Below are 23,399 nucleotides of genomic sequence, written 5' to 3'. Positions count from 1 at the left end.
CAAATTATTACAGGAGCATTATCATTGACTTTCACTAGATTCAATATAGGAAATAGACAAGGATTCGTCCCGTTATTTGGAAAAACCCCGAGAAATGAATAAATTATCGATCCAGACCTGATGGACTCTGATGGACTAATTCCTTGCTAACCTTTTCTGTTTTATAAATGCCCATTCACATCCTTACAATACTCAAAGCAATATGGCCATAGTTCTTCGTTTACTCCGTCAAAGTCTACTTATACTATTTCTCATAAGCCTATTGATCGCTGGTGCGGCCTGGATGCTATTACAGGGCAGCATGCCTCAGTATAACGGTATAGGGTATTGGGACAGGCTAACTGCACCTGTAACCATTGAGCGAGATACACTCGGAAGCGTGACAGTGCGGGCACAAGATCGTCTTGATCTAGCACGTGCATTGGGTTATGTACATGCACAAGAGCGTTTTTTTGAGATGGATCTGATGCGACGGCGCGCCGCCGGAGAATTATCCGAGCTATTTGGGCTAGCCACTGTAGCAGCAGATCGTAAAGCACGTAAATTTCGCATGCGGGCACGAGCAGCAACAATCTTACAAAAACTCCCCTCGAAGCAACGGCAATTACTTAATGCCTATCGTGATGGTGTAAACCGTGGTCTCAATAAGCTTTCGATTAGACCCTTCGCTTATCTCTTAACACGTACACATCCAGCTATATGGCAGAGCGAAGATAGTCTCCTGGTTATTCTGGCAATGTACTTTACATTAAATGATTCCAGTATTTACCGCGAACTGGCTCTTTCTACCATGCATGCAACATTACCCAAGACAGCGTATCAGTTTCTTACTGCAACGGGCGGCTCATGGGATGCGCCCTTAATTGGTACGGCACTCGATTGGCCGCAACCACCCTCTGCCGATAAATTAAATATTCACACATTAGATCCCGCCTTGCTTCAAAACCATTTTACATACAATGATCATATGCCCGGTAGTAATAGTTTTGCAGTTTCTGGAGAATTAACCGATGGCGCCGCACTCGTCGCAAATGATATGCATCTAGAGCTATGCGTGCCTAATTTGTGGTTTCGAACCCGTTTAATCTATCCAAAACAGCATCATGCTAAAGCAGTCCATGATATCAGCGGCGTCAGCTTACCGGGTGTACCCATCATCATTGCGGGTTCCAATCGTCATATTGCCTGGAGCTTCACCAATAGCTATGGCGATTTTGCAGATTGGGTCCGCGTCAAACTACACCCAGAGGATAGCTCACGTTATCGTAATAAAGCGGAATGGAAGCCAATCAAAACATACCATGAGGTTTTACAAATACGTAATGCACCCGATGAAACCCTGATAATTCATGAAACAGAATGGGGCCCCATTCTAGCCACTGATCATGACAAGACTCCACTTGCATTAGCCTGGACCGCACTACATCCTGATGCAGTTAATCTTACACTTGCTGAATTAGAACAAACAGAAACCGCTAATGCAGCCATTATGATTGCACAAAATGCGGGAATACCAGCCCAGAATTTTATTGTGGGTGATCGAGAGGGCAGTATCATCTGGACCATTGCCGGTCGCATTCCCATCCGGACAAATAACTATGATCCCAGACTTCCCGCTGATTGGAGTATGCCAAATACAGGTTGGAATGGTTGGCTGGATGCGACGCAATATCCATTAATCCACAATCCCGCATCACATCGATTATGGTCTGCAAATGCACGCACAGTAACTGGCTCCATGTTAACTCTACTGGGTGATGGAGGATATGATCTGGGTGCACGAGCAAAACAGATCCGTGATGATTTATATGCGCGCGATTATTTTACTCCAATGGATATGCTGGCAATTCAACTGGATCACCGGGCCTTATTCTTAACTCGTTGGAAACAGTTACTCGAAGAAACCTTGGACCAATCTGCAAACACAAATCAATTCCATGATATAAAACAGTCGCTTGAAGATTGGAATGGATTGGCATCAACCACCTCGGTTGCATATTATATTGTGCACGCATTCCGTCAAGAGGTCATCCAAAGAGTACTTGACGGTTTTGCGGCTGCAGTACGCCAAAATAGCCCTGGTTTCAAGCTGCCCCAGTTAAATCAGGCTGAACATGCCGTATGGATTTTAATCAAACAACACCCGCCACACCTACTTCCACCAGGTTACCGCCATTGGGAAGACTTACTGCAAGCCTGTATTGCACAGGTCGCAAAAAGAATGCGAGCACAACCGGGTGGCGTCTCTGCACAAAACTGGGGCAAATACAATGCAGCTCATATCCAGCATCCACTCAGTCCTGCTTTACCTGCACCTATCTCAAATTGGTTAAATATGCCTGCTGATCCGCTACCTGGCGATAACAATATGCCGCGTGTGCAAACACCTTCCTTTGGCGCGTCTCAACGCTCAGCGGTTGAGCCAGGGAATGAGGAATATGGTTATTTTGATATGCCAGGTGGACAAAGCGGGCATCCCCTGTCTCCTTATTACGGCGGAGGACATACCAACTGGATTACTGGAAAGCCGACACCATTTTTACCCGGCCCAGCCGAAAAGGTACTACAATTGCATCCATCTTGAATTTGACATCCTCCCCTTCCTAAACGAAGGGGATTCCTAGCGACTTATTAAGCCGTTAAGAGTAGGTTTGTATTGCTACTGCCTACTGGTTCCTGCTTCTTAGACGAAACTAACGTTTCAACTCCACAGGCTAACAAGCGATGTCCTCGCTCAAGTACATTCAAGGCACCTACCAAGTCGGCATTGGCTTTAAATCCACATTCTGTACATTCAAAAGCACTTTGGCTTTTGCGATTGTCACGACTAACATGTTGACATCTAGGGCAGGTTTGAGAGGTGTATTGAGGGTTTACCTTCAATACATCCCCGCCTGAACAAGCCTGTTTATACTCCAAAAACGAAACGAACATTCCCCATCCTTGGTCAAGAATGGATTTGTTTAGACCCGATTTCGCTTTGACGTTTTTACCATGCTTTTCAACACTGCCCTTGGCACTCTTAGACATGTTTCCTATCTTTAAATTCTCAACTACGACCATTGCGTGATTTTTGCTGATTTCGGTTGAGGTTTTGTGTAAGAAGTCTAAACGAGCATTGGCAATACGCTCATGCAGTCGGGTAATGATTTGTTTCTGCTTTTTCCAGTTAGCAGAGAAACGGACTTTTTTAGACAGCTTACGCTGTTCAAAAGCCAGTTTCTTTGATAACTTTCTGAAACTGTTTAAAGGTTCTACGTATGAGCCGTCTGACAAGGTTGCAAAGCGGGTAACGCCCATATCAACACCAATCATACTGGTTGAGCTATGACGCTTTAGCTCGGTCTCGTACTCAGTCTGAATCGACACGTACCAATAACCGCCTTTACGGGAAATCGTCATATTTTTAACGTCACCAATGACTTGGCGTGAATTACGATATTTCACCCAACCGATTTTAGGCAAGAACACTTTGCTAGACTCTTGCTCCAGCTTAAATCCTTGTGGATAACGAAAGCTGTCACTCAAACCTTTTTTCTTGAATTTTGGAATCCGTTTTAAAGGCTGTTTCTTATCAAAACCGTCTTTGAACGCTTTTTCTAAGTTTTTTAAGGCTTGTTGCAACGGTTGAGAATGAACGGTTTTTAGAAATCCATAATCTTCTGAGGATTTCCATAGCTTTAGCCAAAATGACAACTCGTTGTACCAAAGCAATGGCTGTTTCTGCTCTAATCTGAACAAATTCATTGCTAAGGCTTTATTCCAAACAAACCGATTAGCACCTGCAAACTCAACCATCTTCTGTACTTGGTCAGAATTTGGATTGAGTCGAGATTTAAAGGCTTTGCGTATAATCTGCTTCATGGTTATAATTATACAAAAAGGAATTGGTCTATGCAAGTTAATAACGATGTAAGAATAGGAAGAAATTGCGTTTTTAATCTTCATGTTCATTTGGTCTTTGTAACAAAATACCGTAGAGATGTTTTCTCCGGAAGGGTATTAATTGATTTGGAAGAAATATTTAAAAACGTGTGTTTGGATTTTGAAGCAGAATTGGTGGAATTTAACGGTGAGCATGATCATATTCACCTTGAAGTGGCCTCCTTTAACTAGACAACCTGAAGATAAATTAAGCTCTAACATGGCTGGTTAATCAAGCTCAGGCAGCTTGAGGAATTGCATACTTCTGATAGTAAACTTCATCTGGTGTTAGATTATCAAGACTTTGATGAAAACGTTCTTGATTGTACCAGTTGAACCAAACATTTAAACTTTTTCTTACCTCCTTTAGGTTATTGAATTCCTGGGTATATAAATGTTCGTATTTGACTGTACGCCATAGTCGTTCAACAAAAATATTGTCATAGTAGCAGCCCTTGCCATCCATGCTGATCTGTATACCATTGGTTTTTAGTATTGATGTAAATGCCTCGCTGGTAAACTGCACACCCTGATCACTATTCATGATTTTCGGACAGCCATGATCCTGGATGGCAGCTTCCAAAGCCTGGACACAGAAATCAGCGTCCAGTGTGTTGGATAAGCGCCAGCTCAGTATTTTACGCGAATGCCAGTCCATAATAGCAACAAGATAGCCAAAACCTTTTTCCATCGGTACGTAAGTGATATCAGTCGCCCAAACTTGGTTGGGACGACTAATGGCCTTATCTTTGAGCAGATAAGGATATTTCTTGTGCTGCTTGGCCGGAATACTAGTTTTGGGCTTTGGTGCTGTGCTAATAATGCCCAGCATCTTCATCATTGAAGTGGCTTTCTTGCGGCCTATCATCATCCTCTGGCGCCTGAACCACGTGGCATAACTACGTGAACCATACTGTGGTGTTTTCAAATACTGCTCATCCATTTGACGCAACAAGATTAACTCACTCCCATCTGTGGGTTGTGGCTGATAATAATACGACGAGCGTGCAACACCCAGTAAATGGCATTGACGCGATTGACTTAGTTTCTCGTGGTGCTCGATCATTGTTTTGCGCTCAGCAACACTTAATGATCGAGCTTTCTGGCTAAAAAATCGCGTTCCACCGTCAATTGCCCAATCACGCGATGTAAATCGTCGGCACTATGACCATTCTTATTATTGGCGTCACTATTCTTGCCAAACAAATCACTGGCTTTTTTAATCAAATGACGTTTCCAGCTATTAATCTGCGTAGGATGGATATGATAACGAGCGGCTAGTTGTGGTACCGTTTCTTCTCCACGTATTGCTGCCAAGGCTATTTTGGCTTTGAATTCTGTTGAATATTGCATACGTTTCTTGCTCATGATTATGTCTCTCTATTTATCTCATATCAGAGCTTAACAATTTGTCCAGTTTTGCGGTACCACTTCACCTTTTAGTTAACTATCCACCAAAAATTGCTATTTCTAACTTGGTAAATAGTTTGAAAGGCGTTTCAAGCCGACTTATTCGCAAAAAGAATTATCCCGAAATTAAAAATAAGCTTTGGGGTAATATGCTTTGGAGTCCAAGCTATTTTGCGGGTAGTTGTGGTGGAGCACCACTCTCGATTATTAAGCAATATATTGAACAACAGCAAAGACCGCATTAAACAGGCTTCGCCTGTGCGCTTATATCTCCGCCCTGAAGGACGAAGTTTTACGCGCTATTTGATAAAGACCCACGACCCACTTTTTTATGCTTTCTTAATAGCCCTATCCATTTAGTGCTACCTATTTTATTCGGATAAGAATTCGAGAATTCTCATCAGTTTAACACTATACGTATTGTCCGGCTGCGTAACCAGATGACCAGGCCCACTGAAAATTAAAGCCGCCCAAATGTCCCGTTACATCAATCACTTCACCAATAAAATAAAGCCCGGGAACCTTGCTTGTCTCCATTGTCTTGGAAGAAAGCTCGCGGGTATTAATTCCTCCTCGTGTTACCTCCGCTTTCCTGTAGCCAACAGTACCACTCGGGGTAATCTTCCAGTTCTGTAGATGTTCAACAATCCCGTTTAATTCATTATCGCTATATTGTTTCATCGGTTTCATCGGATTCAGTTCAGTTTGCAACATCACCTGGCTCCAGGTATCTACAAAACGCTTAGGTAAATATCGTGCCAGCAAATTTGTTAATAGTATCGCGCTATGCTTGTATTCAGATAGTATGTCAGTGATAGCATACTGCGGTAACAGGTTTATATGAATAGCATCACCAGGACTCCAGTATGAAGAGATCTGCAGTATGGCAGGACCGCTCAAACCACGATGTGTAAACAATATATTTTCATGGAATGAAGCACCATTACAGCTGATAACTGCATCTATCGAAATACCTGACATCTCTGCATAATGCGTTAAATCTTCCGGCCGAAAAGTAAGCGCAACCAGTGCGGGATGTAAGGATGTGACACTAATATTGAATTGCTCAGCAACGCGATAACCAAAGGCACTGGCACCAATCTGCGGAATTGACAAGCCACCTGTAGCAATGACTAATGATTTGGCTGTTATTGTATTACGATCTGTTCTCAGTATAAACTGCTGATCATGACTGTCACCTTCACCACTTATGTTCACCCGGTCGATACGTTCCACTCGTGATGACAGTTGCCATGCTACGTTTACCGCATTGCATTCTTTTTGCAATAAATTAATAATTTGCTGTGAACTATCATTACAAAATAACTGTCCCAGTTTTTTTTCATGATAGAGAATATCGTGTTTTTTCAGTAGAGAAACAAAATCTTGTGGCTTAAAACGTGCTAAAGCAGATCGACAAAAATGCGGATTATCGGATAGAAAATTTTCTGGGTGGGTATATAAATTAGTGAAGTTACATCGCCCTCCGCCAGATATACGAATTTTTTCTGCAAGCTTCGTTGCATGGTCAAGCAGTAATACCGAGCGCCCGCGCTTACCCGCCTCTATTGCACACATCATACCCGCTGCACCCGCACCAATTATGACGACATCTTTTATCAGTTTCATTATGCGCTTTGATCAATAATGATGCGACAGTTAATACAGTATCAGGCTAGCAACCATTTAATTTATGACGACATGATAAAAATCTATACAGCCATAAAATAGATATTTTTAAAAAATGAATGAATACGTTATCATTCGGGAATTAATATTAGCTTGACAGCATATCCAGCCGGGCAGACACCATCATGATGACAAATAGAATCAGTGACAAAGTGATGCGGATACTGAGTGATTTAACCATACGTGTTGACTGGCCTTTATCTTTAAACATGTAATATAGTGCAGATCCCAGGCTATATAAAATAAAAAGAAATAGTACAACAGCAAAGATCTTCAATGGTCTATTCCTATTAAGAATTAAATTTCGTAAAGTTTAGCCGAGTTATGCAGATTATCCAATGGCTATTTTAGAGAAACAGCGACATACATCGCGTATCTCAGCGTCATCCAAAATACCTGCTTTACATTAATTTCTTATCTACTATCCTATACCTATATTACTATGACGCTGGGGGCACCATATCAATCGTCCGACTCCACAGGACTCCCACCCGCCATTTTTCTAATGGGGCCTACCACGAGTGGAAAAAGCAATATCGCAATGGAAATTGCCAAGTATTTCCCTGTTGAAATCATCAGCGTTGATTCTGCCCAGATTTACCAGCATATGGATATTGGTACTGCCAAGCCTGATGCAGCATCATTAACAAAGGTTCCACACCACCTGATTAGTCTAATCAAACCGGATGAGCGATATTCTGCTGCACAATTTCGAGAAGATGCGCTCACTATCATGCATCAAATCACCCAACGGAGAAGGATTCCACTGCTAGCTGGTGGCACAATGCTCTATTTCCACACACTTCAAGCAGGTCTTTCTATACTCCCGCCTGCAAATCGTGATTTACGCGTTATTATCGAAAACAGCGCTAAAGATTATGGTTGGCCAGCCATGCATACAAAGCTTAACGAGCTAGATCCTGTCAGTGCTGCGCGCATCAAGCCCACAGACAGCCAACGTATTCAACGCGCACTCGAAGTCTGTTATCTTACTGAAAAACCCATGTCAGAGATTCTGCAAAGACCCAGCAAAATCAATTTACCTTATCGTATAATTAATATTACTCTGATACCCAATGATCGAAGTGTATTACACCAACGTATCGCACAACGTTTTGAAGTTATGATGGAAAAAGGATTAATTGCTGAGGTTCAATCTATTCGCGAGCAATTCCAAATTGATAGTGCATTTCCTTCTATGCGTTGTGTTGGTTACCGACAGGCATTGCTTTATCTGGACAACCAAATCGGTTTAACTGAAATGCATGCAATGAGTCTCGCTGCCACCCGGCAATTAGCAAAACGACAATTGACCTGGTTACGCGGTATGCAGGGTGAAGAATTCGTTAGATTCGACTGCCTAGCAAAGAATCTAACAGAACAAGTAATCAGTTTTTTACAAGAGGCCGAATTGAAAGCAACTTAAGCATCTTCACCGCCGAGCACCAATAGGCATGGCAATATAAAACACAGCTTCACCGTATGAATATGGAGTGCTACACTATAGAATTCACGTTTTTTACAGCAGTTTTTTACAGCACCGAGATTCATGTCGTAGCACATCAGTTACGGTACTTTAAGTGTCGCACGCAATAGACAAAGATAAACAAAATAAATGCGCCAATACATATCAGACATCATTCTGAAAACCATTTTGTATATTCATGAAATACCAGCTCACGCGCTACGACCCAGCTTTGTGACGACTAACTCTAATACGGAATAAACGATATGCCTATTTATAATAAATTTTTTATGTTATCTATAATCCTTATTACTAGCTTACCTATGATGGGTTGTGGAGAAAGAGTACACAAATCCTGGGTTGAACCATCAGCAACACCCGTGTACGACGATAACAGTATTCTTGCCAAAATAAATGCTGCGGTACAATCAGATCCGGATCTTCAAAATTCTGATATAAAAATTGAGATTAATAGTGGACTTGTATCCCTTACCGGTTCAGCAAATAGCCAAGACCAGATTGATCGGGTTACGATGCATGCATGGATAATAGACGGCGTAAAAGAAGTAGATAACCAAGTTAATCTTCAATAACCATCATTTCTCATTTAGCCGATTGGGAATCTCCACTCTACTATAGCGGAGATTCCCTGATAGGATCATTACAACGAATGCCTCAAGCAGAACGGTAAATTAAATACCACGTAGTAACTCATTAATACCTGTTTTGGAACGGGTCTTTGCGTCAACCTGCTTAACAATCACAGCACAGTAAAGGCTATACTGCTTATTTTCTGAAGGTAAATTACCCGAAACCACGACAGAACCAGGCGGAATACGGCCATAAGTTACTTCGCCTGTTTCACGATTATAAATTTTAGTACTCTGTCCAATATATACACCCATTGAAATAACAGAATTCTCGCCCACAATGACACCTTCAACAATTTCGGAACGGGCACCGATAAAGCAATTATCTTCAATAATGGTTGGATTCGCTTGTACAGGCTCCAGTACACCACCAATACCCACGCCGCCAGATAAATGTACATTTCTGCCAATCTGTGCGCAAGAACCGACTGTCGCCCAAGTGTCGACCATCGTACCTTCATCAACATAAGCGCCGATATTGACATAGGATGGCATCAGTACAACATTGCTCGCAATAAATGAGCCCTTACGAACAGCAGCGGGGGGAACGACTCGAAAGCCCCCGTCACGAAAATCCCTGGAACTATAATCAGCGAATTTCGAAGGCACTTTATCAAAATAATTGGAAAAACCACCCTTGATAAAACTATTATCCTCGATACGAAATGATAAAAGTACGGCCTTCTTGATCCACTGGTGCGTAATCCACTCGTTATTTATTTTCTCTGCCACACGTAATTTTCCGCTATCCAGCATATTTAAAACCTGTGTAATAGATTCCTTTAAATTTGCTTCGACATTGCGGGGCGTTATTTCAGCACGGCGATCAAATGCTTCTTCGATAGTTGCTTGTAATTGTTTCATAATTTTCCCTAAATAATAATTTTATTCATTCAAGTCTGATTGCTTATCAGACTCTTCATTCTGTCAATCGCCTCAACGCATTCTTCCAATGACGCAACCAATGCAATACGCACAAAATTATTGCCAGGATTAATATCACCTACCCCACGTGCTAAATAGCTACCTGGCAATACAGTCACATTATAGTCACGGTACAGCTGTCGCGTGAAATCAAGATCATTAAACGGCGCCTTTATCCATAAATAAAAAGATGCGTCCGGCATTTTTATCGGCATCAATTCGGCCAGGGAAGCTGTAATTACAGTGAATTTTTCCAAATACAAACGTCGATTCTCTACTACGTGTCGCTCATCATTCCAGGCTGCCACGCTTGCTGCTTGTGCAGCTGGGTTCATTGCACAGCCATGATAAGTACGATAAAGCGCGAATTTCTTCAGTAATGTAGCATCGCCAGCAGCAAAGCCAGAGCGCATACCCGGCACATTCGAACGTTTCGATAAACTATTAAATACGACCAACCGAGGAAAGCCATTACGACCTAAGCGGTACGCCGCTTCAAGTGCACCTAGCGGTGGTTGTGTTTCATCAAAGAAAATTTCGGAATAACATTCGTCTGCTGCGATAATGAAACCATAACGATCGGAAAGGGCAAACAGTTGCCGCCACTCCTCTAAAGTCATCACACTTCCGGTCGGATTACCCGGCGAACAGACATATATCAATTGCGTTCGCTTCCAAACATCATCAGAAAGTTGTCTATAGTCAAGTCTGAAATCACTTTCCGGAAAGATATTAATAAAGTGCGGGGTTGCGCCAGCCAAAATAGCAGCCCCTTCGTATATTTGATAGAATGGATTGGGACAAACCACGATTGGATTAGCAGAAGCAGTATCGACTACTGCTTGCGCAAAAGAAAATAAAGCCTCTCGACTGCCATTAACCGGAATGACTTCTGTATCAGGATTAATAACAGGCAAATTGAAACGGCGCTCTAACCAGGCAGCAATACTAATGCGTAATGATTCCGTTCCCAATGTTGTGGGGTAGCTTGCTAACCCGCCCAGATTATCGGAAAAAACCTGGCAGATAAAATCAGGCGTTATGTGCTTAGGCTCACCGATATGCAAGTCAACCGAATTAAAAGCAGGATTAGGTGAAACACCTTCAAACAATTTACGGAGTTTCTGAAAAGGATAAGGTTGTAAATGATTCAGATTTGAGTTCATATCAATGCAGAAAAGTGCGTTTAGCCACAGGCTTCAGGTCTCAAATATGAATAACTTGATATCATGACCCAAAAATCTGTAAAGTTAAATGAATCGAATTATAAAGGCCAGCTATGTAGTTAAACAAACAAAAAAAGCCTGTATTTTTTATTTTATTGCCTTTGGCATCCTCACGATCACTGCTAATTCGTTATTTCAATCGAAATTCTGAGTGTTGAAATCAGAAGAATTGCGACAAATACCATGCTTCCCCTATTCATAAAATGCTTTCCGTGTCATATCTAGAGTCGATCCCGCAAAAACGATTCAACCAGATGTAGCCTAATAAAAACAGAACGAAACGGAAAGTTAATGGCAATCTCAAACAAACATCATAAGCGTGATTGTCTCCCAATAGCGGCATTACTTTCCGGCGCGGCCATCTGGGGAGTTATATGGTACCCCTACCGCTTGTTGGAGCAAGCTGGAATCAGCGGTGAGATCGCAACCACAGGTGCTTATTTTATTGCTTTATTATTGGGGATACTTTTTTTCCGAAAAAGCATCCGGTTTTCACATATCTTTAATGGCAAGGCACACCTGCTCTTCTGGATCGGGTTTTTTGCTGGCTGGGCGAATATCGGCTATATCCTGGGAATTATAGCTGGTGAGATCGTACGCGTGCTTTTATTATTTTATCTCGCACCATTGTGGACCATACTTTTTGCATGGCTGCTTTTAGATGAGAGGTTAAGCTTATACGGGTATTTTGTCATCATACTTTCCCTTACAGGTGCTGCAACGATACTATCTCAACCAGATAACGAACTACCGCTACTAACATCTTACGCTGACTGGATGGGGTTATTAGGTGGCTTTATGTACGCATTGGTTAATGTACTGGTACGGAAGGACCAATCTCATAATATTCAACTCAAATCACTGGCAATTTGTTTAGGCAACACGCTGGTCGGGCTGGGTTGCAGCTTGATGATTAAATCTCCCTTGGTGTTGCCTGATATTTCTCCCGATTCATGGCTGCTTCTGATCGTCATTGGGTTAACCATGTTTTTACTGAGTGTCATATTACAATATGGCTTAACGCATACAGCTGCAAATCGAGCCATTGTGATTTTGCTGCTGGAGCTATTTGTAGCGACGATTACGGCCTATTTCTTGGCAAATGAAGGCATAACGCTCATGGAATGGATAGGTGGTGCAATGATTATTTCAGCTAGTTTACTATCTGCAAAAATAAATCGCGCTTAATTCTATATTTGAAGAATGCTACATGATTTGAGATAATTCTCGAGATTCATATTACTCAGGTCACATCAATTAGCTTAAAAAATACTCATCGCTTCAATTCTTGACGACAACATCTAGTTTATATATTTTTTTATTTGATTTGTTAAGAAATGATCAATGATATCCGCCTGTTTATTTTCCTACTCTGTAGATAGAAATAAAAATGACGATAAGCTGGTTCTCGTGATATTCAATACTTCGTAAAATACGAACATGAAATGGAGAAAAGGGATGGCAAAATTATCGAATATAAATACAATGCCGCAATAAAAATAAATATTCTTTGCTAAAGAAGATATACTGATTGACACTGGCTAAATTCGACAAAATAATCACTAGGATTGATATCCTCGGAACTTCGATACTAAAATAGCATCATTTAAAAACTCAAACCTTATGTGGTTAAATCAATAACCATAAAATTCATTTATAAAGTGCGAAAAACCTTACATATATGCATGCACTCCGATGAAAGGACTTGCTCTTTAGAGGTAGATTAATCTGCGTTGAAATTAAATATCTAGTTAATCTGAGTCTCTATCTTTTATTACAAAATAATATTAACAAATACATTTTTATTATTTTACATTATAAGGTAGATTTGTTAATTTTTCGGATTGATTAAAGATCAGTTTTTTTATTGAAGACTGGCAGTACACACTTTTCTGGCTAACCGTTAGAAATCGAAGTATTACAGAAATCAATTTAGCCTCTATTACATGGAAAACAATTTGTTGAATGTTCTAAATAGTCCGCTCACCCCAGAACAGGCGGAAACACTAAACCATCTTATTGCTGGATTATCCAATGAGCAGATTATCTGGATCAATGGCTATTTCAGCGGGCTCAATGCAGGCAGACAAGGGATCAGTACAGGGCAAACAGTCATTCCCCAGACTGACCATCCAAATGGGGAAGTCAATATAACCGTATTGTTCGGCTCACAAACGGGCAATGCAGAAAAACTTGCTGAAATTCTGCATAGCAAGTTGCAATCGGCTGGTTTTAATGCCACCTTGCAGAGCATGGGAAGTTATAAAACGAGACAATTGAAGTCTGAGCAATTTTTATTCGTAGTCGTCAGCACTCAAGGTGAAGGTGATCCACCGGATAGCGCACAGCTATTCTATGAGTTTATACAGAGTAAAAAAGCACCTAATTTAAGTGCACTCCGATTTTCAGTTCTCGCACTTGGAGATAGCAGTTATGAGTATTTCTGTAAAATCGGTCAGGATTTCGATACCCGGCTCGAAGCTCTAGGTGGACAACGTTTCTATCCAAGAACTGATTGTGACGTAGACTATGAGGAAACGGCTGACGCTTGGTTTGACGAATTACTCAATCAATTGAGCAAAGAGCGTAAAGTATCAGAAGCAATTGTTTCCAGCTCAACATCATTGGCCTCATCAACAATAACTTCCTACTCAAAGCGCAATCCTTTTTCCGCAATTTTGCTAGAAAATCTAAAGATTACTGGACGGGGCTCCAGTAAAGACGTCCGCCACATTGAATTATCTTTGGAAGATTCTGCTCTTTCTTTTGAACCGGGTGATTCTCTGGGAATTTTACCGAGCAATTGTCCTGAATTGGTCGCCGAGTTAATTGACACCCTCGCAATTAATCCTGAAACTATCGTAACTGATAGTAAACGTGAAAAAACCACACTTCAGCAAGCACTCTTACATCACTACGAGATCACGACAGTTACTCGACCATTTTTGGAAAAAATCGCTGCATTTTCCGGATCAAAGGAGCTTGGCCAATTATTCCAAGAAGAAAATCGGGATCAATTAAGAAGCTTTATTTATGGGCGTGAAGTCATCGATATACTACATCACTATCCTTTGCCCGGAATAACCGCGGAACAATTTATTGGATTATTGCGTAAATTACCACCACGACTTTATTCCATTGCTTCCAGTTATCGTGCGAATCCGGATGAGGCGCACCTAACAGTCGGGATCGTTCGTTATCAAAGTCATGGACGCGACCGCAAGGGTGTGGCTACGACGTTCCTAACTGAGCGTATCGGCAAAGAGGAAGAAACGATACCAATTTATATTGACAGTAATAAAAACTTCCGTTTACCTGAAGACCCTGACAGAGCCATTATCATGGTCGGCCCAGGTACGGGTATCGCGCCTTTTCGTGCATTTATGGAAGAACGTGAAGTCACCGGAGCTCAAGGCAAGAATTGGCTTTTTTTTGGAGATCGACACTTTCACACCGACTTTCTTTATCAGCAGGAATGGCTTGATTATCGTAAGAATGGACTGTTAAATCAGATTGACATAGCTTTTTCTCGCGATCAGGAAGAGAAGGTTTATGTGCAACACTCTTTACTCAAAAGAAGCCGAGAACTATACGCATGGTTGGAAGAAGGCGCCTATTTCTATGTTTGTGGTGATGCCGAAAGCATGGCGCCTGACGTACACGAAGCACTGCTGACTATTATTGAAAAGGAAGGTCAAGTATCTCGAGAAAAAGCTATTGAATACCTGAATAATCTACAGCAAAACAAGCGCTACCAACGCGATATTTATTGATGAGGAAAAACCAGTGACACACGACCTGCAGCAAAAGGGTAAATTAAGCGAAGAAGAAACGCTCAAGGTAGAGAGCCACTATTTACGTGGTACGATCCAGCAGAGCCTAGCGGATCAAGTGACCGGAAGCATTTCCGCAGATGACGCCAAGCTGCTTAAATTTCATGGCAGCTACCAGCAGGATGATCGAGATCTGCGCACCGAACGGATGCGGCAAAAGCTCGAACCAGCTTATATGTTTATGATCCGTGTGCGTATGCCCGGAGGTGTATGCAGTCCGCAACAGTGGTTACAGCTAGATGAGCTAGGACGTAAGTATGCTAATAATTCACTTCGCATTACGACTCGGCAAACGTTCCAATTTCATGGCGTAATCAAACGTCACCTGAAGTCCGTCATCGCAGGCATTAATCATGCTTTACTAAACACTATCGCTGCCTGCGGGGATGTCAATCGAAATGTTGTTTGTCATAACAATCCATACCTTTCGCCTATTCACGCAACAGTTTACGAGTGGAGCAAGCGTCTCAGTGATCATTTCCTCCCCAGAACACAGGCCTATCACGAGATTTGGCTAGATCAGAAAAAAGTAGTGGGGACAGAACCCGAAAATGAAGAGCCCCTCTATGGCAAAACCTACCTTCCTCGGAAATTCAAAATTGGAATAGCTATCCCACCAAGCAATGATATTGATGTATTTTCTCAGGACTTAGGTTTGATTGCAATTGCCCAGGACAATCAATTATTGGGATTTAATGTTTGCGTCGGTGGTGGAATGGGAATGACGCATAGCGAGCCAGAAACCTATCCTCGCTTGGGGGATGTCATTGGTTTCTGCACACCCGAGCAACTATTGGAGGTTGCAGAAAATATCGTCAAGATTCAGCGTGATTTTGGTAATCGCGTGGATCGCAAACAGGCACGGCTAAAGTACACTATCGATAGTCGTAGCGTAGACTGGTTCAAGGCAGAATTAAACCATCGCTTAGGATGGTCACTGGCACCAGAGCAGCCCTACCTGTTTGAGAACAATAACGATCACTTTGGCTGGATCAAAGACTCGCAAGGACACTGGCATCTATCCCTTTCTTTATTGAGTGGCCGAATTAGGGATACACCTGACCAGTCTTTAATGACAGGATTACGAGAAATCGCAAAAATACACAAGGGAGATTTTCGTCTAACCACTAATCAAAATCTGATGATTGCGAATATTTCCCGAACGAATAAACCCAAAATAGCTGCCCTGGTAAAAAAATATTGCTTACCCTTGCCTGAACAATTCAGCGCAATACAGCGTGATGCGCTTTCTTGCGTCGCATTTCCAACCTGTGGCCTAGCTATGGCGGAAAGTGAACGTACTTTACCTGGATTTTTAACCCGACTGGAAATCGCTATGGAAAAGGCCGGTTTAGATAAGGATGAGCAGATTACCGTACGTGTCACGGGTTGCCCAAACGGCTGCGCGCGACCTTATATAAGTGAAATCGCATTAGTTGGAAAATCTCTCGGCCGTTATAATTTATATTTAGGTGCCGATTTTGCCGGTCAACGCTTAAACAAGCTCTATCGAGAATCATTGACAGAGGATGAAATTATTACCGAACTCACCCCAATTTTTGCCCATTATGCCCGCGAGCGGCAGAAAGGTGAGCACTTTGGTGACTTTGTTATTCGCTCAGGTTATGTAGAGGCAGTTCGACATGGCAGTGAATTCCATAAACCTCGGCCGGAAAAAGAAAGAATAACGCAAAATGCCTAAAGCAAACAAAAAAGTTTCATCCAGTACAAAGCTAGTTTGTTTTCTGTCTGATAAGCAAAACGGTTAGATTTTATAATCTGCTTGTTTTATTAGACATCATTTTATTTACCATGACTTTTAACAGGAGAAATAATTATGTCGCTACGAATTGGTGATATTACCCCGGACTTTACTCAAGAATCTACAATAGGCTCTTTGAACTTTCATGAATGGATTGGCAATAGCTGGGCTATACTTTATTCTCATCCTGCTGATTTTACTCCTGTATGTACTACAGAACTGGGCTTAACTTCCAAACTCGACGATGAATTCAAAAAACGCAATGTCAAGGTTGCCGCACTAAGCGTTGATGGAGTAGCTTCTCATCACGACTGGATTAATGATATCAATGAAACGCAAGGATGCGAGGTTAATTTTCCAATTATTGCAGATGCAGATCGTAAGGTTTCTGAGCTTTACAACATGATTCACTCCAATGCGAGCGAAACACTGACTGTGCGCTCAGTTTACTTTATTGACCCTAATAAAAAAATTCGAGCCATTATTACTTACCCAGCCAGCACCGGCCGTAACTTTAACGAAATATTACGTGTTATTGATTCATTGCAACTAACTGATAATTATAGTGTTGCTACTCCTGCTAATTGGCAGGATGGCGATGATTGTGTCATTGTTCCCTCGCTAAAGGATCCACAGGTACTTAAAGAGAAATTTCCTAAAGGCTATAAAGAATTAAAGCCTTATTTACGGATGACCCCTCAACCTAACAAATAAATTTATCCTCTCTCTGTCTGAGAGTCGGCCAGACAATAGATCCGGTCGACTCTCTAGATTCCATTGTTTAAATCACAACTTGAACTGGAATTCTAAAACAAGAAAGGGATATCAATAACGCTAATCAGCTAATCTATGAGACTTCCTGTAAATAAAATATCTAAAGTATTTCTGATGCTGTTTGCACTATTCTTGTCTGTGTCTCATGCGGCAGTCGCTCAAAATTATACCCATACGACTATGACTGAAAGCTATGTGACCACTGCAGGCGAAAAACTGGTAAGTGGCCTTGCAAATGTCGTCACCGGTTTTGTGGAACTTCCAAAAAACATAATCATAACAATACGTCAGGAAGGAGTTCCTTATGGCGTCACCATTGGTTTTGTCACAGGCATAATGCATACAGTTGGGCGCACAGGAGTGGGTGCTTTGGATATCGCAACATTTTTAATCCCCACTAAACCATCAGTGCAACCTCCCTATATTTGGAAAGACTTCTCAAGAGAAACAACTTATGGAAACTAGCATATGAGTAACTCGGGCACCCTGTAGCGATACGATAAATTGTGTTGCTACCTCTTTAACCAACAACAATTCATTTTTACATCCATCATAGATTCAGGTCAGCTGAATTCTGGTCCTGAAGAATATGCATTGGCCTCATTTAAGGCCGCCGCAACCGCGTTATCTACAGAATCCAGCACGCTGTGCGGCCAACACCTTTTCTTTGACCCCTCCTACTGGCAAAACACCAGACCGCGCAGACTGATCTCACCAGTCATCGCTACATCATGATGCAAAGGTCTCTTCTTGTGTATAACCGGGTAAATCAATAACTTCCATACGATCACGTACCGGAGGGGATACACTATCAATCACGTTTGCAGTGGCAATAAAATACACGGCTCAGATCAAACGGAACACCAAGATAATGATCTTGAAAGGTAGAATTTTTTCTGGATCAAGTATCTCAAGTAAGGCTGCTGATGGGTCACCATGCAGACTTGCCGACATTTTATCAACCTCATCTAGCATCATGACACAATTACGTGCACCCGCTTTACGCAAACTTTGTGAGACTTTTGCAAAAGCCCTCGCTAGAAGTTTTCGACTATTGATTATAAAGGATTAATTTTTCAACTATTGGGGTTTTGCAAAGGTCTCTTTGTATAACATTACCTGGCATTGCACCGATATAAGTACGACGATGTCCACGCATTTCAGCTTCGTCGTGCATACACCGCCCAATGATACGCGTACGAACGGTCGCTGTAGTGCGCGTGCAGTGCTTTGGCCAAGCGAAGTTTTTCCTACACCTGGCGGCCCGACAAAACATAGAATGGGTGCCCTTCCTTCAGGCTTTGTTTCTGAACTGCCAGAAACTCGATAATACGTTGCTTGACACGGTCCAGTCCGAAATGATCATCTTCAAGAATCTGGCGTGCAACATTGAGATCAATCGGTATATCATTCGGTAATCGCCAAGGCACCTCGGTTATCCACTCTAAATAAGTGTGAAGCATCGAATATTCACTCGATGTACTCCGCATACGCTACAATCTTTGTAACTCTTTGCGTGCCTGTTTTTCAATTTCGATTGGCATGGCTGCATTAGTAATCTCTGCGTCTAATTGTGCGATCTCTTCATTGCCGTCATCACCCTCACCCAATTCTTTCTGTATCGCCTTTAGCTGTTCACGTAATAGAAACTGACGTTCGCGATTATCCATTTGTTCCTTCGTACGCTCATTAATCTCCTGTGAAAGCCTTAAAACCTCAATGCGGCGTGATAGTATTTGCAATACCTTTTGCAACCGTTCTTCTGTGTTCACGGTTTCAAGTAGCATTTGCTTTTCATTCACTTCGGTATCCAGCAAGCTTGCCGTAATATCAGCCAAATCTGACGGCGCACGCGTGGCCTGCAATGCATACGCAAGTTCTGCCGGAGCGCCAGGTAGTAATGACAAAACTTCAATTGCACGTTCGCGTAACTGTAGAGCCAATACCTCTGCTTGGGTAGATACCTGCATCCATTCTTCGATACGCTTTATCCGAGCAGCTAGAAATGGATAGCTTTCTACCAGTGCTTCAATACGGAAACGTTCCAATCCCTGGCATACGACATGATGTGATCCATCAGCTGAATTCACATGACGGACAACATTAGCTAATGTACCGATACTGCATAAATCATTCAGTCTAGGATCGTCGATAGTTGCGTCTTTCTGCAATACAATGCCTATTGGCATCTTCGACTGTAAGGCCTGTTCAATTGCTGCAATCGATTTGATACGGCCAACAATAATCGGCATCAACACATGTGGAAATAATACAACGTGCGCATCGGTGCAAGCGCAATTACACCATTAGGCAGTTCAAATTGCGTTACAACTGGCTGTTCCATATCAGTCCCCTCTTTTATGAATTGATAATCCATATCGAGATTTAAAAATTCCGATACATTTCAATCATCTGAGAAACCCGAATCATGATAACCGAGTTGATTGTTTGTGAAACCCGTTTTTCTGGGCCATACCGCCTATTCACATTATCCATACAACCTTCTGAGAAGAAGAAGATAAATCTATTCCCAAGACAGGAATATCATTAATTGAATAATACGTAATGCAAATTTTTCTTTAATATCCGCTACTAGCCATGTGCAGTCTAGCACTTCAATACTGATAAATAAGAAAAATCAATTCTATCGTTTTAATAATTTCCCTGCCGTATCCATATCCCTGTTATTATTAATGGTAATTGATCGACCCTATACTATAAGCTAATAACAGGAAAACTGTTCGAACGGGTTACATTCGTTTGTGGTGCTTGTTGTATTAATCTCAATGTCATCAATTTCAGCATAACTGATACGATTAACGTAGTAGTAAATCTAATATACGATCATATTAATCAGTATCAATTCAATATAATGCAAGTAAAGAACTCGTATCGCCTGTAATTATGTTAAGGCCGTAATCATAGTTGTATCCATATCAATACCACTTACTGTATGAAATCTGGAGATATGAACGACCATACGAAATTGACGAAAACTCAGCTGATAGCGCAATTACAAAGCCTGCTGAAAAACATAATCAATACACGAAATGTTTCTCAGGATCGGCACTTCATTCTGGAATTACGAAAAACTCAAAGAAAGCTAGAACAGACACAAAATCGTTATGCTGATTTATATGATTTTATACCCATCGGCTGCGCAGTATTAGACGATCGTGGTCGAATTCTAGATATCAATCTAACAGGCGCACAGATGCTTGGCCATTCACGGAAACAACTTGACAAATTACCATTCGAGTTGTTTCTTAACCTAAACAACCGGAGGCAGTTTCATCGTCATTTAAAGCGAGTATTTTCCTCAAACACCAGGGTAGCTACTGAATTTCATCTTAAATACAACACCAATGATTTCCACTATGTTTGTTTAGAAAGTATTGCCATACAAGAAAATAAAAATATGACCAATAGCTGCCATACGGCAATTGTAAATATCGGCGAAAGAAAACAAGCGGAAGAAATACTGCGATTGAATCATAATAAGCTAGAAAAGAAAATCGGGCAACGCATAGCACAACTGAGTCAATCCAATAAAACACTACAAGAAGAAATTACTGCACGTAAACTAACTGAAACCGAGTTACTTGCAAGTGAAAAACATTATCGCACATTAGTGGAAAACCAGACTGATCTGATATGCTCTTGGGATGTTGATGGCACGCTTACTTTTGTCAATAAAGCTTATTGTCACTATTTTGGCAAACAACCTGATGAGTTGATCGGACACAAATTCTTATTCCTGATTCCAGAAGAAGATCAGCACAAAGCACAACGACATTTTGCTTCACTTAACCAGAGAAATCCAATCACGAAACATGAACATCGGGTAATCGTCGCGCCAAGTAACGAGGTACGCTGGCTACAATGGACCAACCTAGCCAATTTCGATGAAGCGGGTCAAATTATCGGATATCAATCTGTTGGCCAAGATATTACTGATCGAAAATGTACTGAACAACTGCTACACCTATCCGCCATAGTATTTAAAAATACCAACGAAGCTATTATTATTACTAACAATACTAGGAACATCATCCTGGTTAATCATGCTTTTAGCCACATCACTGGCTATCAATCCAAAGAAATTATCGGTAAAAACCTGCACTTACTCTCTTCTCGCCATTACAATAAAAGATTCTTTCAGCGTATAGAAGCAATTCTGGCAAGAAAACGGCAATGGCAGGGTGAAATTTGGAGTCAACGCAAGAGCGGTGAACTTTTCCCCGCCTGGGTAAATATCAGTGTGGCCAGGGACGAACAGGAGCAAATTATAAATCATGTCATCGTCTTTTCCGATATCACCTCAATTAAACAAACTGAAGAACGTTTGAACTATTTGGCACACCACGACCCACTGACTGACATTCCTAATCGATTATTATTCAAAGCACGTCTAGAAAATAGTTTACAGCGCGCGCAACGGCATGATTATCAAGTTGCACTGCTATTCTTAGATTTAGATCGTTTCAAGATTATCAATGATACACTTGGGCACAATGCAGGTGATCAATTATTACAGACCGTTGCATCACGTTTAACAAAATCTATCCGAAATGAAGACACTGTAGCCCGCTTGGGCGGTGATGAATTTGCAGTCATTTTAGAAAATGTAAAGCATTCGGATGATATTGTATATCTGGCCGAGAAAATACTGGAAATCATCACACAACCGGTCAGAATTAGTGGCCAGGATATTATTACCAGTTTTAGTATCGGTATTGCATTATATCCCGCTGATGCAAATAATAGTGATAATCTAAAAAGAGCAGCGGATTCAGCTTTATATCAGGCTAAACGTAAAGGTCGCGCAAACTATCAATTCTACACTTCAGAATTTACTGCACACGCTGTAAACTTATTATCTATTGAGCACGGCTTACGTTTAGCATTGCTAAATAATGAATTTATATTGCATTATCAACCGCAAATTGATCTGAAGACAGAAAAAGTCATCGGCGTGGAAGCCCTATTACGCTGGCAGCATCCAGAACTCGGACTATTAGAACCCGATAAGTTTATTAACATAGCAGAAGATACTGGACTAATTCATACGATAGGACAATGGGTATTGTATACTGCCTGCCTTCAAGCTAAAGTCTGGCACAATACCGGCTTCCCGAAATTACAGATGTCTGTCAATCTCTCTGGCCATACATTGTTGCATGACCCTAAGTTAGTAATGCATGTCAACCAGGCATTGATCGACAGCCAACTCGAACCACACCTGCTAAAACTTGAAATTACCGAAGGTATTTTACAAACTGCAGAACATAGCATTGCAGTATTATTTGAATTAAAATCTCTAGGTATCGGGCTAGCCATTGATGATTTTGGTACCGGTTATTCTTGTTTAAATTCTTTAAAACGCTTGCCTATTGATACTCTAAAAATAGATCGTTCCTTCATACAGGATATTATGCGTGACGAGAACGACCAAGCTATTGCATCCACCATTATCGCGATGGCACGTACGCTCAATTTAAAAGTAATTGCTGAAGGTGTGCAAGATGCCGAGCAATTATCCTTCTTGCGTACTCAAAACTGCAATATGGTACAAGGTTATATTTTCAGCCAACCGATTACGGCTATAGCCATCGAAGACTACTTGAGAAATCATCTTCTCAGTCCGGAGTAGGATATTCACTGAGAATAAGCACACACGTAGAAATGAAAAAAGCAGCAGGTTGTCGATAGTTGGTTAACACCCCCCCCTTTTTACTGTCC

Annotated in this window: 18 protein-coding genes and 2 pseudogenes; 11 read left to right on the top strand and 9 right to left on the bottom strand. The window is 41.5% G+C overall.

Going from position 1 to position 23,399, the window contains the following annotated elements; genetic code table 11:
• Nucleotides 1-301: 301 nt before the first annotated feature.
• Complete coding sequence (locus BUQ89_RS08720) at nt 302-2,584, top strand: penicillin acylase family protein (RefSeq protein ID WP_245812959.1); 2,283 nt, start codon at nt 302-304, stop codon at nt 2,582-2,584.
• A gap of 47 nt (nt 2,585-2,631) precedes the next feature.
• Here the strand turns inward: BUQ89_RS08720 and BUQ89_RS08715 are convergent, their stop codons facing one another.
• On the bottom strand, nt 2,632-3,864 hold the full coding sequence (locus tag BUQ89_RS08715) for an RNA-guided endonuclease InsQ/TnpB family protein (protein WP_074202485.1): 1,233 nt from the start codon (nt 3,862-3,864) through the stop codon (nt 2,632-2,634).
• Nucleotides 3,865-3,894: 30 nt separating this feature from the next.
• Between BUQ89_RS08715 and tnpA (BUQ89_RS08710) the strand changes: the two genes are divergently transcribed.
• On the top strand, nt 3,895-4,116 hold the full coding sequence (gene tnpA / locus BUQ89_RS08710) for an IS200/IS605 family transposase (RefSeq protein ID WP_074202581.1): 222 nt from the start codon (nt 3,895-3,897) through the stop codon (nt 4,114-4,116).
• 46 nt (nt 4,117-4,162) lie between these two features.
• Here the strand turns inward: tnpA (BUQ89_RS08710) and BUQ89_RS08705 are convergent, their stop codons facing one another.
• Together BUQ89_RS08705 and BUQ89_RS08700 are read right to left on the bottom strand one after the other, a co-directional pair.
• Nucleotides 4,163-4,990, bottom strand: a complete 828-nt coding sequence (locus BUQ89_RS08705; protein ID WP_074202580.1) for an IS3 family transposase — start codon at nt 4,988-4,990, stop codon at nt 4,163-4,165.
• Nucleotides 4,991-5,010: 20 nt separating this feature from the next.
• On the bottom strand, nt 5,011-5,292 hold the full coding sequence (locus BUQ89_RS08700; protein ID WP_074202579.1) for a helix-turn-helix domain-containing protein: 282 nt from the start codon (nt 5,290-5,292) through the stop codon (nt 5,011-5,013).
• A 62-nt stretch (nt 5,293-5,354) separates the two neighbouring features.
• Between BUQ89_RS08700 and tnpA (BUQ89_RS08695) the strand changes: the two are divergent.
• Nucleotides 5,355-5,579 (top strand): annotated as a pseudogene (gene tnpA, locus BUQ89_RS08695) (IS200/IS605 family transposase); the annotation flags it as partial.
• Between the two features lie 166 nt (nt 5,580-5,745).
• On the opposite strand, the gene BUQ89_RS08690 reads toward tnpA (BUQ89_RS08695), so the two are convergent.
• Nucleotides 5,746-6,963, bottom strand: a complete 1,218-nt coding sequence (locus BUQ89_RS08690; protein WP_036573426.1) for a BaiN/RdsA family NAD(P)/FAD-dependent oxidoreductase — start codon at nt 6,961-6,963, stop codon at nt 5,746-5,748.
• A gap of 148 nt (nt 6,964-7,111) precedes the next feature.
• Nucleotides 7,112-7,300 carry a twin transmembrane helix small protein gene (locus BUQ89_RS08685; protein WP_028461937.1) on the bottom strand — a complete coding sequence of 63 codons (189 nt, stop codon included), beginning with the start codon at nt 7,298-7,300 and terminating at the stop codon, nt 7,112-7,114.
• A 228-nt stretch (nt 7,301-7,528) separates the two neighbouring features.
• On the opposite strand from BUQ89_RS08685, the gene miaA reads away from it, so the two are divergent.
• Together miaA and BUQ89_RS08675 are read left to right on the top strand one after the other, a co-directional pair.
• Nucleotides 7,529-8,449, top strand: a complete 921-nt coding sequence (miaA, locus tag BUQ89_RS08680; RefSeq protein ID WP_051537637.1) for a tRNA (adenosine(37)-N6)-dimethylallyltransferase MiaA — start codon at nt 7,529-7,531, stop codon at nt 8,447-8,449.
• A 305-nt stretch (nt 8,450-8,754) separates the two neighbouring features.
• Nucleotides 8,755-9,081, top strand: a complete 327-nt coding sequence (locus tag BUQ89_RS08675; RefSeq protein ID WP_028461939.1) for a BON domain-containing protein — start codon at nt 8,755-8,757, stop codon at nt 9,079-9,081.
• Nucleotides 9,082-9,180: 99 nt separating this feature from the next.
• On the opposite strand, the gene dapD is transcribed toward BUQ89_RS08675, so the two are convergent.
• Together dapD and dapC are read right to left on the bottom strand one after the other, a co-directional pair.
• Nucleotides 9,181-10,002: a 2,3,4,5-tetrahydropyridine-2,6-dicarboxylate N-succinyltransferase gene (gene dapD / locus BUQ89_RS08670; RefSeq protein ID WP_028461940.1), complete on the bottom strand. Its 822-nt coding sequence runs from the start codon at nt 10,000-10,002 to the stop codon at nt 9,181-9,183.
• A gap of 29 nt (nt 10,003-10,031) precedes the next feature.
• A complete protein-coding gene (gene dapC, locus BUQ89_RS08665) occupies nt 10,032-11,228 on the bottom strand; it encodes a succinyldiaminopimelate transaminase (protein WP_028461941.1) in 1,197 nt (398 codons plus the stop codon).
• A 351-nt stretch (nt 11,229-11,579) separates the two neighbouring features.
• On the opposite strand from dapC, the gene BUQ89_RS08660 reads away from it, so the two are divergent.
• From BUQ89_RS08660 to BUQ89_RS08640, 5 genes are all read left to right on the top strand, one after another.
• The gene (locus tag BUQ89_RS08660) at nt 11,580-12,476 is read left to right on the top strand and encodes a DMT family transporter (RefSeq protein WP_028461942.1); all 897 of its coding nucleotides are present in this window, start codon (nt 11,580-11,582) and stop codon (nt 12,474-12,476) included.
• A gap of 773 nt (nt 12,477-13,249) precedes the next feature.
• Complete coding sequence (locus BUQ89_RS08655) at nt 13,250-15,061, top strand: assimilatory sulfite reductase (NADPH) flavoprotein subunit (protein ID WP_218146753.1); 1,812 nt, start codon at nt 13,250-13,252, stop codon at nt 15,059-15,061.
• Between the two features lie 13 nt (nt 15,062-15,074).
• The gene (cysI, locus tag BUQ89_RS08650; protein WP_028461944.1) at nt 15,075-16,823 is read left to right on the top strand and encodes an assimilatory sulfite reductase (NADPH) hemoprotein subunit; all 1,749 of its coding nucleotides are present in this window, start codon (nt 15,075-15,077) and stop codon (nt 16,821-16,823) included.
• Between the two features lie 135 nt (nt 16,824-16,958).
• Nucleotides 16,959-17,597: a peroxiredoxin gene (locus BUQ89_RS08645; RefSeq protein WP_028461945.1), complete on the top strand. Its 639-nt coding sequence runs from the start codon at nt 16,959-16,961 to the stop codon at nt 17,595-17,597.
• A 135-nt stretch (nt 17,598-17,732) separates the two neighbouring features.
• Complete coding sequence (locus BUQ89_RS08640) at nt 17,733-18,122, top strand: exosortase system-associated protein, TIGR04073 family (RefSeq protein WP_028461946.1); 390 nt, start codon at nt 17,733-17,735, stop codon at nt 18,120-18,122.
• 159 nt (nt 18,123-18,281) lie between these two features.
• On the opposite strand, the gene BUQ89_RS14630 is transcribed toward BUQ89_RS08640, so the two are convergent.
• A complete protein-coding gene (locus BUQ89_RS14630) occupies nt 18,282-18,344 on the bottom strand; it encodes a S16 family serine protease (RefSeq protein WP_074202662.1) in 63 nt (20 codons plus the stop codon).
• 57 nt (nt 18,345-18,401) lie between these two features.
• Nucleotides 18,402-20,001, bottom strand: a pseudogene (locus BUQ89_RS14625) (LON peptidase substrate-binding domain-containing protein); the annotation flags it as partial.
• A 624-nt stretch (nt 20,002-20,625) separates the two neighbouring features.
• Between BUQ89_RS14625 and BUQ89_RS08625 the strand changes: the two are divergent.
• Nucleotides 20,626-23,310 (top strand): sensor domain-containing protein, encoded by a 2,685-nt coding sequence (locus BUQ89_RS08625; protein WP_051537638.1) that lies wholly within the window; start codon nt 20,626-20,628, stop codon nt 23,308-23,310.
• Nucleotides 23,311-23,399: the final 89 nt, after the last annotated feature.

Origin of the sequence: Nitrosomonas cryotolerans ATCC 49181, assembly GCF_900143275.1 — a bacterium.
Classification (GTDB): Bacteria; Pseudomonadota; Gammaproteobacteria; order Burkholderiales; family Nitrosomonadaceae; genus Nitrosomonas; species Nitrosomonas cryotolerans.
This window is presented reverse-complemented; position numbering and strand designations above follow the sequence as displayed.

What these genes read in the sequence shown, in the direction of transcription:
- BUQ89_RS08720 (WP_245812959.1), top strand. Translation starts at nt 302, where the DNA reads ATGCCTCAGTATAACGGTATAGGGTATTGGGACAGGCTAACTGCACCT.
- BUQ89_RS08715 (WP_074202485.1), bottom strand. Translation starts at nt 3,864, where the DNA reads ATGAAGCAGATTATACGCAAAGCCTTTAAATCTCGACTCAATCCAAAT.
- tnpA (WP_074202581.1), top strand. Translation starts at nt 3,895, where the DNA reads ATGCAAGTTAATAACGATGTAAGAATAGGAAGAAATTGCGTTTTTAAT.
- BUQ89_RS08705 (WP_074202580.1), bottom strand. Translation starts at nt 4,990, where the DNA reads ATGATCGAGCACCACGAGAAACTAAGTCAATCGCGTCAATGCCATTTA.
- BUQ89_RS08700 (WP_074202579.1), bottom strand. Translation starts at nt 5,292, where the DNA reads ATGAGCAAGAAACGTATGCAATATTCAACAGAATTCAAAGCCAAAATA.
- BUQ89_RS08690 (WP_036573426.1), bottom strand. Translation starts at nt 6,963, where the DNA reads ATGAAACTGATAAAAGATGTCGTCATAATTGGTGCGGGTGCAGCGGGT.
- miaA (WP_051537637.1), top strand. Translation starts at nt 7,529, where the DNA reads ATGGGGCCTACCACGAGTGGAAAAAGCAATATCGCAATGGAAATTGCC.
- BUQ89_RS08675 (WP_028461939.1), top strand. Translation starts at nt 8,755, where the DNA reads ATGCCTATTTATAATAAATTTTTTATGTTATCTATAATCCTTATTACT.
- dapD (WP_028461940.1), bottom strand. Translation starts at nt 10,002, where the DNA reads ATGAAACAATTACAAGCAACTATCGAAGAAGCATTTGATCGCCGTGCT.
- dapC (WP_028461941.1), bottom strand. Translation starts at nt 11,228, where the DNA reads ATGAACTCAAATCTGAATCATTTACAACCTTATCCTTTTCAGAAACTC.
- BUQ89_RS08660 (WP_028461942.1), top strand. Translation starts at nt 11,580, where the DNA reads ATGGCAATCTCAAACAAACATCATAAGCGTGATTGTCTCCCAATAGCG.
- BUQ89_RS08645 (WP_028461945.1), top strand. Translation starts at nt 16,959, where the DNA reads ATGTCGCTACGAATTGGTGATATTACCCCGGACTTTACTCAAGAATCT.
- BUQ89_RS08640 (WP_028461946.1), top strand. Translation starts at nt 17,733, where the DNA reads ATGAGACTTCCTGTAAATAAAATATCTAAAGTATTTCTGATGCTGTTT.
- BUQ89_RS08625 (WP_051537638.1), top strand. Translation starts at nt 20,626, where the DNA reads ATGAACGACCATACGAAATTGACGAAAACTCAGCTGATAGCGCAATTA.